Annotated in this window: 12 protein-coding genes; 11 read left to right on the forward strand and 1 reads right to left on the reverse strand. The window is 41.8% G+C overall.

The annotated features are described in order from the left end of the window. Positions 1-18: 18 nt before the first annotated feature. Positions 19-1,071, reverse strand: a complete 1,053-nt coding sequence (locus AC1DOV_RS12820; RefSeq protein ID WP_477550120.1) for an oxidoreductase — start codon at positions 1,069-1,071, stop codon at positions 19-21. 119 nt (positions 1,072-1,190) lie between these two features. Here AC1DOV_RS12820 and AC1DOV_RS12825 point away from each other — a divergent pair, with 119 nt between their 5' ends. The 11 genes from AC1DOV_RS12825 to AC1DOV_RS12875 all read left to right on the forward strand — a co-directional run bounded on the left by AC1DOV_RS12825 (position 1,191) and on the right by AC1DOV_RS12875 (position 13,826). Beyond that, the gene (locus AC1DOV_RS12825; protein ID WP_339209727.1) at positions 1,191-1,670 is read left to right on the forward strand and encodes an Lrp/AsnC family transcriptional regulator; all 480 of its coding nucleotides are present in this window, start codon (positions 1,191-1,193) and stop codon (positions 1,668-1,670) included. A gap of 281 nt (positions 1,671-1,951) precedes the next feature. After that, on the forward strand, positions 1,952-2,938 hold the full coding sequence (locus tag AC1DOV_RS12830; RefSeq protein ID WP_441880289.1) for an aldo/keto reductase: 987 nt from the start codon (positions 1,952-1,954) through the stop codon (positions 2,936-2,938). An 84-nt stretch (positions 2,939-3,022) separates the two neighbouring features. Beyond that, positions 3,023-3,412, forward strand: a complete 390-nt coding sequence (locus tag AC1DOV_RS12835; protein WP_339204343.1) for a MerR family transcriptional regulator — start codon at positions 3,023-3,025, stop codon at positions 3,410-3,412. Between the two features lie 137 nt (positions 3,413-3,549). Further along, positions 3,550-4,065, forward strand: coding sequence for a GNAT family N-acetyltransferase (locus AC1DOV_RS12840; RefSeq protein WP_441880291.1), 516 nt, complete (start codon positions 3,550-3,552; stop codon positions 4,063-4,065). 17 nt (positions 4,066-4,082) lie between these two features. Further along, on the forward strand, positions 4,083-5,315 hold the full coding sequence (locus AC1DOV_RS12845; RefSeq protein WP_477550121.1) for an aminopeptidase: 1,233 nt from the start codon (positions 4,083-4,085) through the stop codon (positions 5,313-5,315). A gap of 409 nt (positions 5,316-5,724) precedes the next feature. Next, entirely contained in the window at positions 5,725-7,467 is a 1,743-nt protein-coding gene (locus tag AC1DOV_RS12850) for a sensor histidine kinase (RefSeq protein ID WP_477550122.1), read from the forward strand. Then, the gene (locus AC1DOV_RS12855; RefSeq protein ID WP_477550123.1) at positions 7,467-8,801 is read left to right on the forward strand and encodes a response regulator transcription factor; all 1,335 of its coding nucleotides are present in this window, start codon (positions 7,467-7,469) and stop codon (positions 8,799-8,801) included. Before AC1DOV_RS12850 ends, AC1DOV_RS12855 begins: the two co-directional genes overlap by 1 nt. A 116-nt stretch (positions 8,802-8,917) precedes the next feature. Then, positions 8,918-10,645 carry an extracellular solute-binding protein gene (locus AC1DOV_RS12860; RefSeq protein WP_477550124.1) on the forward strand — a complete coding sequence of 576 codons (1,728 nt, stop codon included), beginning with the start codon at positions 8,918-8,920 and terminating at the stop codon, positions 10,643-10,645. A gap of 90 nt (positions 10,646-10,735) precedes the next feature. Continuing rightward, on the forward strand, positions 10,736-11,626 hold the full coding sequence (locus tag AC1DOV_RS12865; protein ID WP_477508949.1) for an ABC transporter permease: 891 nt from the start codon (positions 10,736-10,738) through the stop codon (positions 11,624-11,626). A gap of 18 nt (positions 11,627-11,644) precedes the next feature. After that, the gene (locus AC1DOV_RS12870; RefSeq protein ID WP_430060443.1) at positions 11,645-12,532 is read left to right on the forward strand and encodes a carbohydrate ABC transporter permease; all 888 of its coding nucleotides are present in this window, start codon (positions 11,645-11,647) and stop codon (positions 12,530-12,532) included. 31 nt (positions 12,533-12,563) lie between these two features. Then, positions 12,564-13,826 (forward strand): Gfo/Idh/MocA family protein, encoded by a 1,263-nt coding sequence (locus AC1DOV_RS12875; protein ID WP_076267644.1) that lies wholly within the window; start codon positions 12,564-12,566, stop codon positions 13,824-13,826. Positions 13,827-13,836 lie beyond the last annotated feature (10 nt).

Here is a 13,836-nt window from a genome sequence, read left to right on the forward strand (position 1 = left end):
TGATTTCTTAGTAACGTATTAAAGCAAATATTTTAGATGAAGTGCAGCATCATACGGTGTTAAGCTGGTTCCGGCCTTCAGACGTTGAACAAAATCAGGATTGGCAAGGAGCGGGCGCCCGAAAGCCGCTAGATCAATGGTTCCGGCTTTTATAGCAGATGCAGCAGATTCATAATCTAAATTTCCTACTCCGATTATTGTACCATTCCAATGTTCGCGCACAGCTTGATGAAATGTCATTCCTTTGGTGAATATCTTAGTAAACTGGTTGGTTGAGGGGTGAAGAATCTTAAGGCCTAATGCCTTGAAAATTTGTATATAAGCAGCCATTGTTTGTTCGGGATTATCCCAACTATAATTCGGAATATCATCTTTTATTTCTGAAAAACGAACGATAGTCCTTAGCGCCCCTATTTCTGTCACTACGGAAGTTAGCAGCTCTTTCATGAATGTTAAACGCTGTGATAAGTCCCCGCCATAGGTGTCCGTCCGAGTGTTTGTAACCTCTGAATTAAACTGATCGACTAAATACCCATGGGCTGCATGGATTTCAACCCCGTCAAAACCGGCAATTATCGCATTTCTCGCAGCAGCAGCATGCTGTTCAATCACTTCGGAAATTTCATCCTGAGACATCGCCTCAGGCATCTCATAAGGTTTGCGTAACCGATGCACGAGTCCATTTGCTGCAATGCTAGATGGCGCTTGAGGAGGAAGGCCTCCCGTTAATTCATGATGGGTCAGCCTGCCAACATGCCAAAGCTGCGCCACGATCGTTCCACCTTCCAAATGAACAGCATCAGTCACCTTTTTCCATGCTTGGATCTGCTCGTTGGTGTATAGCCCTGATATACCATAGGTTCCTTTGGCTCTTGTGCTTGGATTTATCCCCTCCGTAATGATCAGACCAATACCATCAGCAGCCCGTTTACGGTAATATTCTACGACATCTGGACCAACCACACCTGACTTATTGTCGGCAAAGGAACGAGTCATAGGCGCCATGACTACACGTGATTGAAGCGTCCAATTTTCAATCGTAACTTGTTCAAGCAATTTATTAGATTCCATCTTTATGCCTCCTCAGTGCTTAACAGTTGATTATGCATTAATGTTATAATGGAATCGTTCTATTTTACATAATAAATTAAAGGTGTTGTATCATGATATCCTTTAAAATTATTTTATTAATGTTATTTGACATTGAAATTAAAGGAGTGACTAGTTTGGTCGATGAACTGGATAAAAACATTATTATGATTCTTCAAGATCAGGCAAGAATTTCAATGACGGAGTTAGGAAAAGCCGTTGCATTGTCGCAGCCAGCAGTAACAGAAAGAGTGCGGAGGTTGGAGGAAAAAGGCATTATTGATCATTACCGTGCTGTTGTTTCTCTTGAAAAATTGAACAAATCGATTGTTGCCTACTTATTATTTCATACGAAGAGCTGCGAAAGTTTTGTTGATCATTGCAAAAATTCGCTTGATGTACTTGAGATGCATCGTATAAGTGGTCAGTACAATTTTTTGGTTAAGGTGATTAGCGAATCATTGCATTCCATGGAAAATGTTATTAATGAAATGGGAAAGTTTGGAGACTCGACAACTTTAATCGTCCTCTCCTCACCTATTGAGCATAGTAAGGTTGTTCCTAATATTCAGGATAAATAGATAGAAACCCATATATTCATTTTGAATATATTCCTGACACTAGCTTTAAATATGCCAATATAAATTTGCGTTCACACTAAACATCAGATACGATTTTATTATTCATTACGGTTGCCAAACACAGTGAATTTAAGCTTTATAGGCTCCCGAAACTGCAGTATCTACTGATGTAGCCTGTCATATGGGCATTATTGTGCACAATCGCTTGACTTGGAGTTAACTCCAAGGAGTACACTACAACTGAAGGAAACAATATCTATTTGAAAGTGAGGAACGATTAAATGGAATATGTGAAACTCGGTAATACAGGCTTGGATGTGTCTCGGCTTTGTCTTGGCTGTATGAGCTTTGGTGTAGCGGAGCGGTGGGTGCATCCTTGGGTACTTGATGAAGCGAGCAGCCGTCCAATCATAAAAAAAGCATTGGATTTAGGCATCAACTTTTTTGATACTGCGAACGTATATTCAGATGGAACAAGCGAAGAAATTGTGGGTCAAGCGTTAAAGGATTATGCCAATCGAGATGAAATTGTTCTGGCGACAAAGGTTCATTTTCGGATGCAACAAGGCCCAAACGGTGCTGGTCTTTCTCGAAAGGCAATCATGAGTGAAATAGATAAGAGCCTTAAGCGACTCGGAACGGATTATGTAGACCTTTATCAAATTCATCGCTGGGATTACCATACACCCATTGAAGAAACGATGGAAGCATTACATGATGTTGTGAAGGCTGGAAAGGCAAGATACATTGGCGCTTCAGCCATGTACGCATGGCAGTTCCTAAAGGCATTGCATGTAGCTGAAAAAAATGGATGGACTCGGTTTGTATCGATGCAAAATCATTTAAACCTCATCTACCGTGAAGAAGAGAGAGAAATGCTGCCGCTTTGTAAGGAAGAAAAAATTGGCGTCATTCCTTACAGCCCGCTCGCATCAGGAAGATTGACACGTGATTGGTCAGAAACAACGCATCGTTTCGAAACCGATCAAGTTCAAAAATCTAAATACGATGCGACTGCAAATACTGACCGATTAATTGTAGAGCGGGTTGCAGCCATTGCCGAAAAACATGGCGTTCCCCGTGCTCAGATCGCGTTAGCCTGGGTACTACATAAAGAACCAGTAACCGCACCAATTATTGGCGCTACAAAAATGTCGCATCTCGAAGATGCAGCAGCTGCAGTTTCCATTAAGCTATCACCAGAAGAAATTGCATCGCTGGAAGAGCCGTATGTTCCACATCCAGTCGTTGGGCCTATTACGATGTAATGAGTGTTTAATATAAGGAACAACAAGAACGCCCGATTGATTTTTTCGGGCGTTCTTGATCTTAAATTAGGGAGTGAAATCTGCATGTTGATAGCTGAGGCAAGTGCGAAATTTGATTTATCACCGGACACGCTCCGCTATTATGAACGGGTCGGGCTTATTCCACGGGTGAATCGCAATAAAAGCGGAATCAGGGATTATACGGAGGAAGACTGCAGATGGGTTGAATATATCAAATGCATGCGTGGTGTAGGTCTTCCTATTGAGATTTTGATTGAATATGTTGCGTTGTATCAACAGGGTGATGAAACCATCGGGGCTAGGAAAGAGCTTTTAATCGAGCAGCATAAACTGCTAGCCAAAAAAATGGAAGAGATGAAAAAAGGATTAGAACGCATGGATGATAAAATTGCAAGATATGAACAGACAATATTAAAAAAAGAAAAAATGCTAAGTAGATCTAAGACGCAATAGTCCATCGAATCCCCCTCGTTTTATTGACATTGATTCATGTAGGGCTTCACATAAATATTCGGTTAATAGAAAAATTCAGATGAATGTGATAATTTATTAATTATGACTTGCATTTGAAAAGGTGGTTTGTAAACGTTATGGAGCTCGATTTTCCAAAAGTAGAGACAGTGGAAGAAGTCTCGGCTTTAGCGCAATTGGCATCGGAAATTTGGAATGAATATTTTGTAAGCATTATAACAAAAGAACAAATTGATTATATGGTGGATAAATTCCAATCGGATCATGCGATTACGAATCAAATTGAAAATCAAGGTTATGAATATTTTTTCATGAATATACATGGCCATAATATCGGCTACTTGGGGATAAAACAAGAAGAAGACAAGTTGTTTTTAAGCAAGTTTTATATACGCAAAGAGCATCGCGGAAAAGGTTATGCAAGTCAGGCTATGGCGTTCTTGGAAGAGATATGTAAAGATCGAGGGTTAGGTATGATATGGCTCACGGTAAATCGTTACAATGATACAACGATTGCTGTGTATGAGAAAAAAGGGTTTAAATCAGTTCGTACTCAGGTGGCTGATATAGGAAATGGTTTTGTAATGGATGATTTTATAATGGAAAAAGAAATTGGATTGGAAAAAGTCGAGTAACAAGGGGGTACTGATGAATGGAGAAGTTTGAGTTAATGTTGAACAAATATGCTGAATTAGTCGTTAAGGTTGGTGTGAACGTCCAAGTGGGGCAAGTGCTTATTGTACATGCCCCGATTGAAACGGCTGAACTAACGCGATTAATTGTAGCAAAAGCTTATGAGGCAGGAGCCAAATACGTCATTGTAGAGTGGGATGACGATGCCATTACTCGCGTTCGGTATGAGAAGGCATCAGATGATTCCTTCGATTATTATCCACAGTGGCTTGCTGACAGTATGGTGCATTTTGCTGAAGAAGGCGGAGCTATACTGCATATTAAAGTGCCTAATCCAGAGCTGTTTCGCGGCATCGATTCTGCAAAAGTATCGGCTGCGGTCAAGTCCGCGGCTGTCGCGCGAGAAGAATATTCAAAGTATACGCGCAACAGCAAAATTAGCTGGTCGCTGATCAAGGCGCCAACTCGCGCATGGGCGGATAAAGTGTATGCCGATCTTCCGGAGGAGCAGCGCGTGGATGCGATGTGGGAAGCAATTTTCCACATGGTGCGAGTAAATACAGATGATCCTATTGCCGCTTGGCGTGAGCATATTAATCATTTGAAAACAAGCCAGGATCTTCTTAATGCGAAACGCTATAAGAGTCTGCATTATCGCGCGCCGGGAACGGACCTGCGAGTACAACTGCCTGAAGGACATATTTGGCGTGGCGGCGGCGGGGAAAATGAGAAAGGTGTTTATTTTGTTGCGAATATGCCAACTGAAGAAGTGTACACCATGCCTCATCGTACCGGTGTGAACGGCACGGTAAAAAGCACATTGCCACTCAATTTGAACGGTAGGTTAGTTGAAGGAATCACGTTTACGTTTAAGGACGGCAAAGTGGTTGCTTATGATGCCGAATCGGGACTTGAACATTTAACTTCATTGCTCGAAACGGATGAAGGTGCATCCTATCTCGGAGAGATGGCATTAGTGCCACATGATTCGCCAATATCGAACTTGAATAGAGTATTTTATAATACAGGCATTGACGAGAATGCTTCCTGTCATTTTGCACTGGGAAGTGCTTATCCTGTCAACCTGGAAGGTGGAACGAAGCTCTCCAAAGAGGAACTACTGGAGCGAGGCGCTAACGTAAGTCTTACACATGTTGACTTCATGATTGGTTGCGCCGATCTCGATATTGATGGAGAACTGCCTGACGGCACAATCGAGCCTGTCTTTCGTCAAGGGAATTGGGCTTATTAAATGTAAATTATGGAAAAGTTACTGAGTCGTGTGATCTTGAAGCGCTATAGAGAAAGGTTAGCATATCAATTGATGTGCTAACCTTTTTTTGTTAATTAGAGTGTTAATTTAGAATAAGGAGAACCAGCAGCCCGCGCCTCTACCATAGAAAAACCCGACCATAAGAGGTCGGGTTTTTATTTGTTGTACGCCAAAATTGGCGTGAACTCTAGGATTTAAATTCAAAGGTGACTGGCATGGTTGAACTATCTATTGCGTCTAAATAAAATCTTGGTATGATTCCTTTATGAATGTTAACGGCAAAAGCCCTCCGTTAAGAAGTTGAACAATCTGATCCGAGTCTCTGTTATTCTGGTTATATTAATTAGCATCGAGAAGTTTTCCTAGATGGTGAAGAAGGGGATATCCTATGAAATTGCAGGCTGCCGGCAAAGCGAAGTGGTTCGTCTATCAGAAAATTGTCATCGTATTTATCGTGTTTCTTGTTCCCCTCATTTCGATGAATATTTGGGTCAATTACAAGGGCATGTCGTTTTCGAAAAATACAATGCTGGATTCCGCCGAAGCGGGAGCATCCTTTTATGCGAAGCAGCTGGACAAGGAAATGTATTTTATTCGCAATCAGCAATTAGGCTTTATTAACGGTGAAGATTTGCAAAAGCTTAGCTTCAGGGGAGGAAGCCTTGGGAAATATGATGAGGTTAGACTCATTGAGCAAGTGAAGGATCGATTGAGCTTTCTTATGAATTCGAGTGAATACGTACTTAATGCAGGCGTTTATATTGCTTCAGAGGGTAAAACCATCTCGATTTCAAATGGGGTTACCAATACGCCAAATGATGAATACGAGCTTATTTCTAAGCTTATAGGCGTTTCGATTAAGCCCTCTTTTTACCTGGATGGTGATCGGATCTTCTTTATTGAGACGGCAAATAATGATGGCATTTGGTCGTATATCGAAATTTCTAAAGTGAAGCTGCTCGAAGAGCTGCATACCATTACTACCCTCTATCAGGAGTCAGAGGTTTTGCTTGGGAGCGAGGGTCTGGGGAGTGTATTTGCGACGACGCAAGATGCGCAAGCTATTATTGTACAGCAACAGCTGGTTAAATTACCTAATGAGCAAGATGACAATATGTCCAAAATGGAGAAGGTAAACGGCATCCGTTATTTTGTTATCCATAATTTTGTAAGCTCTTTAAATCTGTCATTAATTATGTATGTGAATCAGAACGAGATCACTAGATCATTAAGCCAGTTTTATACGCTGTATTATTTGCTGTTCAGCATTACCATTATCATTCTTTTGCTTTATTCATTCTCCGTTAACGTCATGATCCATCGCCCATTGTCCAATCTAGGCAAGGCGTTTCGTATGATAGAAACAGATAATCTGAACTTAGTGATCGAATCCAAGACAAAGGATGAATTTCATTATTTATTTCAAAGCTTTAATCGGATGGCACATCGCTTGAAAGTTTCCATAAAGGAAAACTATGAACAAAAGATAGCGCTGCAGCACTCGGAATTAAAGCAGCTGCAATCTCAAATTAACCCTCATTTTTTATACAACAGCTTTTTTAACATTTATATGATGTGTAAGGTAGGCGACTCGGATAGTGCGGCGGAGCTCTCCCAAAAGCTGGGAAGCTATTATCAATACATTACAAGAAGCGGTTCTGATGAAGTGCTGCTTAATAAGGAATTTCAGCATGCGCTCGATTATTGTGAGATTCAATGTATTCGCTTTTCCAACCGCATTTCGTATGAATACACGGAGATTTCAGATCAATTGCATACCGTTTACGTTCCAAGACTTATCATTCAGCCGATCGTAGAGAATGTATTTGATCATGCCTTTGAAGATGGTACGATGAACGGAGTTGTCTATATTGGAGCCAGCTATCAGGATGATATCGTACGCATCACCGTAGAGGACAACGGCAGTTTATTAACAGATGATAAAATTGAGCAGTTGCAGGAGCAGCTTGCAGTCAAAACGAAGCAGATTGAGAAAACGGGATTAATTAACGTCAGCAATCGCCTAAAATTAATTTATGGAGCGGACAGCGGCTTATTTGTCTCCCGAAGCCAATACGGCGGATTAAAAGTGGAGCTTATCATACATCTTGAGAATAAGGGGGCACAATAATGTACCGATTGTTAATAGTAGATGACGAGCCTGTCATTGTGAATGGCCTAGTGCAGCTTTTTCAGGGAAACAAAGACTTTGAGCTGGATATATGCAAAGCCTATTCCTCTGGTGAAGCGCTTGAAATAGCAAAAAAGACGAAACTGGATATTTTGATCAGCGATATTCGTATGCCTCAGAAGAATGGCCTGCAATTGGTGGATGAGATGGTATACTATTGGCCCGCATGCCGAGTCATTTTTCTTACAGGGTATAGCGAATTTGATTACGTATACGAAGCGTTAAAGAAAAACGTAGAAAACTATATTTTGAAAACAGAAGGCATTGAGCCTATTTTCCAAGCGGTAAAAGAGGTAATAGGTAAGCTGGAAGAAGAGAAAAGCGTTAAGCTGCAGCAGGAGAAGGCGCAAAGACATATTCAAATCGCCGAGCCTTATCTCAAAAAAGAAATGATGGAAGCTATGCTTGACGGAGAGCCGCTTCCTTCTTTATTGACTGAGTCCATTTATGCAGAAGTGGAATTTGGCATTGCTGCTGAGCGCCCCGCTTTCTTCCTGGTAGGACAAGTGGATCGGCTTGAGGTTGAAAATTTAAAGGTGCTGGAATCGGTGCAGCGGATTTTTGACAATCATTTGCCGGCTTCCATAGCTAGAGAGAAAGCTATCTACAATGGCAGCTCACTTCTATGGATTCTTCAAGCGGATGAGGAATTATTGGGACGTTTTCGAGGGAATGGGCCAGATGAGAATACGAAGGAGCAAGGCATCGCATCCTATATGAAAGGAATTCTTGAGCTTGTACAGAATGAATGCGTTGAGGTTCTCTCGGCTTCAGTTTCATTCGGCATTTCTGGAAATTTGTTAGGAAAGTGGGATACGCTCCATCTCCAAGTGGAAGCTGTTCGTGCAATGATTCAGAAAAGAGCGGCATTTGGCCAAAAAATGGTTATTGTTGATTACGAAAAATCGAATGCTTCTGAATCCGATATGAGCGGAGAGATGAAGCAAGAAGAATTTAAACAATTGCTTATCGAACAAATTCATCAATATGTTCATAACAATCTTTCTAAGGATGTGTCTCTAACGGCTATTGCGGACGAGGTGCATTTTAATCCATCCTATTTGTCTCGCTATTATAAGCAGATCACAGGGCATAATCTATTAGAGTACATTCAATCTACAAAAATGACCGTTGCCATCGATCTGATGATGAATACTTCCTTGAAATTAAATGAAATTGCGAGTAAGGCGGGTTTTGACTCGGCTTCGTATTTTACGACTTTTTTCAAAAAAATGACGGGTCTATCACCTCAAGAGTATCGAAATTCGCAATAAGTAAAAAATTCAAAAGCGATGTAAAAAAAGTGAAATTGAAACCGCTTTCCCTCTCGAAATATAATAAACACAGGGATCAGGGCTACTAACATTATCAAAAGGGGGAAGTGTTCCATATGAAAAATTATAAGACAATGAAGATGATTTTGTTGTTATCGCTGTCTGCTTCAGCCATTACAGCATGCTCCAGCCAAGGAAATGACAAAGGAAACACATCCACTTCTAAACCGTCAACAGAGAACAACCAGACTGAAGTCACTCCGCCAGATCCATTCGGTAAATACGCTGAACCGGTTACGGTTACAGAAGTGCTTGGATTTAATCCACCTGAGGATTCAAGAACGCCAAAAGGAATTACACCAGATCAAAATGCTTACTTTAAAGATTTAAAAGAGATGATGAACATCGAAGTGAAATATAAATGGACCGTGCCTTCCAGCCAATTTGAACAAAAGTTCTCACTTGCGATGGCATCGGGCGACCTGCCTGATATTTTGGAGCTGGACCCGAAAAACTTCGAAAAGCTGAAAAAGCAAGATATGCTCGCTGATCTGACAGAAGCATATGAGCAATATGCATCTCCTACACTTAAGAAATATATGGAGTCTGATGGCGGCTTTGCAATGAAGACTTATAACGCAGACGGCAAACAGCTGGCCATTCCCGCTTTTGAAGATCCATTCCTATCCACGCAGCTGCTTTGGATTCGGAAGGATTGGCTGGATAATTTGAACTTGCAAGCGCCTACGACAATCGATGAGCTGGAGAAGGTTGCAGAAGCATTTGTGAAAAACGATCCAGATCAAAACAAGCAAAATGATACTTATGGTATTTCATTGCAGAAAACGTTGTTTTTCTGGGGCTTTGATGTAAGAGGATTGTTTAACGGATTCGGAGCTTACCCATCCATTGGTGATGCTCAAACGGCTTGGATCAAAAATGGTGAAGATAAACTAATACCGGGCCTTATTCAACCTGAGGTGAAGACGGCACTTAGCAAGCTGCAGTCTTGGTACCAAAATGGCATTCTCAATAAGGAGTTTGCGCTGAAGGATGAGAACAAAGCAGTAGAAGATCTTACTTCGGGCAAGGTAGGTATTTCCTACGGAGAATGGTGGTACCCGAACTGGCCGCTTAATTTAAATATTGACAAAGATCCGAAGGCTGAATGGATTGCTGTTCAAATTCCAGGGCTGGACGGTCCAGCAAAATCACTCGTTCCGAAAATTCGCGCTGGCAAGGTTTTCGCTGTAAACAAAAAAGCGAAAAATCCAGAAGCTGCTATTAAAATGATCAACTTCTATATCGAAATGGGTAACAAACAATATTTAGAGAAAAACAAAGCCGAGAATGGTTATGTATACAACTGGTTTAATCCACGTATCTACAACCCGGCTCAAATTGAAACCATCTATACAGAAGTAAACAAAGCACTCGACGCTAAACAAACTGAAATTACGCTGGATGATGAGAACTACAAGAACGTGGCGGACGTATTCAAAGCAGGAACCGATTTCCTCGCAGGCAATACAAAAGATGCTTCCAAAGGCGTCAATTGGGGTCAATATTACAGCCGTGCAGCAAAAGATGGCGGCTGGGGAACGACGCGTAAAATTAAAGAAAGCGGAGCGTTTGTAAACAATGAATTCTATGGCCTTCCTACAAAAACACAAGTAGAAAAAGGTGCTCAGCTTGATAAGCTTATGCAGGAATCCTTTACAAAGATCATTATGGGCGCTTCCATTGATGAATTTGATAAGTTCGTTGCAAGCTGGAAATCGCTAGGCGGTGATGATATTACAGCAGAAGTTAATGCATGGTACGGCGAGCAAGCGGAAAATTAAATCTTAAATCAATCAAAAGCGGGAGAGACGAGTCGAGGAGTCGACAACTCCTCCCGCTTTAAAATTAGCAGCTGGTTAGGAGGGTCATCTATGAGAACGCTGAAAAAAGAATATGTACTACATTTGATGTTACTGCCCGGTGTTATCGCTACTTTGATCTATGCATACGGTCCTATGGCTGGCCTTGTGATGGCTTTTCAACAATTTGAACCATTATCCGGTTTTTTTAAATCTGAATTCGTAGGCTTTGACAATTTCCGTTACGTATTTGCGTTGCCGGATTTTGGTCAAGTGCTTTGGAATACGATCATTATTGCGATTTTCAAAATGATCCTGTTTTTGCTTGTTCCTCTTATTCTTGCGTTATTGCTAAATGAAGTAACAAGAAAATGGTTCTCAGGTTTCATTCAATCTGCCATCTTCCTTCCGTTCTTTCTGTCATGGACCGTGCTTGGCGGAGTCGTAATTGAATTGTTCTCGCTGAGCGGACCTGTTAATGGCTTGTTAACCGAAATGGGATTTCAGCCGATTATGTTTATGCTCGACAATGACTGGTTCAGAGGCATTGTCATTGGATCAGATGTGTGGAAAGGCATGGGCTACAATATGATTGTTATGCTCGCTGCCATTGTAGGCATCAATGCAACGCTTTATGAAGCAGCAGAGGTTGACGGAGCAGGCAAATGGAAGCAAGTGATGCACATTACGCTTCCAGGCATTTCCCCCATACTCATTTTGCTTGGCGTATTAAGCTTAGGCGGAATTCTAAATGCTGGCTTCGAACAAATTCTAATTATGTATAACCCGACCGTTTATGAAGGCGCAGATATCATTGATACATTCGTTTATCGACTAGGGATGTTCAGCCAGCAATTCGGACCGGCAGCGGCAATCGGCCTCTTTAAATCGGTCATTTCATTAGGGTTAGTATCCATTACCTACTATGCGGCTTATAAACTTAACAACTACAGAATATTCTAGAACGGAGGTAATACAGTGATACACAAACCATCAATCAGTAGAAAGCTTTTTGTCGTCTTCAATACGTTGTTGTTAACAGCTATCACGCTGCTTGGTATTATCCCGTTTATTCATTTACTCTCCATCTCACTTAGCTCGAATACGGCTGCGATGGCAGGAGAAGTTAAGCTTTGGCCTGTCGGCTTCTCCTTGGATGCCTATCAATACTTGGGAGAGAAGGTTGAGTTCTTCCGATCATTATGGGTATCCGTACAGCGGGTCGTGCTTGGGACGGCTGTTAATATGCTGCTTGTATTTATTACCGCTTTTCCGCTTGCGAAATCTAATCATCAGTTTAAATTTAGAACCCCTTATGTATGGTTCTTTGCGATAACGATGTTTTTCGGCGGCGGATTGATTCCTACGTATATCATTGTCAAAGATACAGGCATCATTGATTCGATTTGGGCGCTCGTTTTGCCGGGTGCTTTGAATGTATGGAATATGGTGCTCATGCTGAATTTCTTCAGATCCATTCCGAGAGAACTGGATGAGGCAGCGACAATTGACGGTGCGGGACACTGGCGTGTGCTTTGGCAAATTTATTTGCCTGTATCGCTTCCTTCGATCGCAACGATTGGCTTGTTCACGATTGTTGGGCATTGGAACTCTTGGTTTGATGGCATTCTTTACTTGAATTCACCAGAAAAGTACCCATTGCAAACGTATCTGTCTACATTAATTATGTCGATTAATGCCCAAATGTCTTCCATGTCTATTGAGCAGCTTAAAGTGATGGACAACTTAAGCGAGAAGACACTTCGAAATGCGCAAATCTTTATGGGTGCTTTGCCCATTATGCTCGTATATCCGTTCTTGCAAAAGTATTTTGTTAAAGGCATGACCGTAGGAAGCGTCAAGGAATAGATAGACTTACAACATCGAGGAGAGATTAATTATGAAAAAAGTAACGGTTGCCATAATTGGAGCGGGCTTGCGGGGTGTCAACTATTTGGAGTATGCTCTTGCTCATCCTAATGAGCTGCAAGTTGTAGCTGTTGCAGAGCCGGTTGCAGAGCGCAGGGAGAGCTTCCAAGCTAGACATAACATTGCAGATAATATGTGTTTTGAGAACTGGGATGATTTTTTCGCTATGCCAAAACTAGCCGATGCCGTACTCATCTGCACGCAAGATAAACAGCATTTTGATCCGACAATGAAAGCACTTGAGGCAGGTTATCATGTGCTGCTTGAGAAGCCGATGTCTCCCGATGCCAAAGAATGTTTGCTTATGGGAGAAAAGGCGTCTCAGTTAAATCGAGTGTTTTCGATTTGTCATGTGCTTCGTTATACGAATTTCTTCTCTACCATTAAAGAATTATTAGAAAAAGAAACAATTGGTAAATTAATGTCTATCACGCATAATGAAAATGTAGGGTTCTGGCATCAAGCGCATAGCTTCGTAAGAGGAAATTGGAGCCGGAAAGAGGATTCTAGTCCAATGATTCTAGCGAAGTCCTGTCATGATCTGGACATTTTGCTCTGGTTGGCTGGTTCGGAATGTGTTCGTGTATCCTCCTTCGGATCACTCTCACATTTCACAGCCGATCAAGCGCCGGCAGGAGCGCCGTTACGCTGCTTAGACGGGTGTCCAGTGGCAGACGAATGTCTCTACTACGCGCCTAATTACTATTTAACAGAGGATACGAATTGGCCAACTTCGGCAATTAGTAATGATCTGAGCTATAGTGCGCGTTATAAGGCGCTTGAGGAAGGACCTTATGGCAGATGCGTCTATCATTGTGACAACGATGTTGTTGACCACCAGGTTGTGAATTTGGAGTTTGCGAATTCCGTCACTGCAGCATTTACGATGAGCGCATTTACTAGAGATGTCAGCCGCACAATCAAGCTTATGGGAACCAAAGGTGAAATCCGCGGCGCCATGGAGAAAAATGAAATTGAAGTGATCCACTTTGGCAGCGGCAAGATTGAGCGAATCTCATTTGAAGATATGGGAGGTCATGTTGGCCACGGCGGCGGTGATATGGGTTTACTCAAGGATTTCTTAAAGCTGGTAAGAGAAGATGGCAAGAGTGAGGGACTTACCTCGGCAAGTCAATCCGTTCAAAGCCATTTAATGGCCTTCGCGGCGGAGCAATCAAGAGTAGATGGAAACAGCATCAATCTCAAAGATTTTGCAGAAAGCATTCTAATTTAAAGAGGTGCAA

The sequence above is a fragment of the Paenibacillus sp. 01T47 genome (genome assembly GCF_056398245.1).

Bases quoted from the DNA above. Each gene is read 5' to 3' on its own strand.
- AC1DOV_RS12820 (WP_477550120.1), bottom strand. From the start codon at position 1,071: ATGGAATCTAATAAATTGCTTGAACAAGTTACGATTGAAAATTGGACG.
- AC1DOV_RS12825 (WP_339209727.1), top strand. From the start codon at position 1,191: ATGTTATTTGACATTGAAATTAAAGGAGTGACTAGTTTGGTCGATGAA.
- AC1DOV_RS12830 (WP_441880289.1), top strand. From the start codon at position 1,952: ATGGAATATGTGAAACTCGGTAATACAGGCTTGGATGTGTCTCGGCTT.
- AC1DOV_RS12835 (WP_339204343.1), top strand. From the start codon at position 3,023: ATGTTGATAGCTGAGGCAAGTGCGAAATTTGATTTATCACCGGACACG.
- AC1DOV_RS12840 (WP_441880291.1), top strand. From the start codon at position 3,550: ATGGAGCTCGATTTTCCAAAAGTAGAGACAGTGGAAGAAGTCTCGGCT.
- AC1DOV_RS12845 (WP_477550121.1), top strand. From the start codon at position 4,083: ATGGAGAAGTTTGAGTTAATGTTGAACAAATATGCTGAATTAGTCGTT.
- AC1DOV_RS12850 (WP_477550122.1), top strand. From the start codon at position 5,725: ATGAAATTGCAGGCTGCCGGCAAAGCGAAGTGGTTCGTCTATCAGAAA.
- AC1DOV_RS12855 (WP_477550123.1), top strand. From the start codon at position 7,467: ATGTACCGATTGTTAATAGTAGATGACGAGCCTGTCATTGTGAATGGC.
- AC1DOV_RS12860 (WP_477550124.1), top strand. From the start codon at position 8,918: ATGAAAAATTATAAGACAATGAAGATGATTTTGTTGTTATCGCTGTCT.
- AC1DOV_RS12865 (WP_477508949.1), top strand. From the start codon at position 10,736: ATGAGAACGCTGAAAAAAGAATATGTACTACATTTGATGTTACTGCCC.
- AC1DOV_RS12875 (WP_076267644.1), top strand. From the start codon at position 12,564: ATGAAAAAAGTAACGGTTGCCATAATTGGAGCGGGCTTGCGGGGTGTC.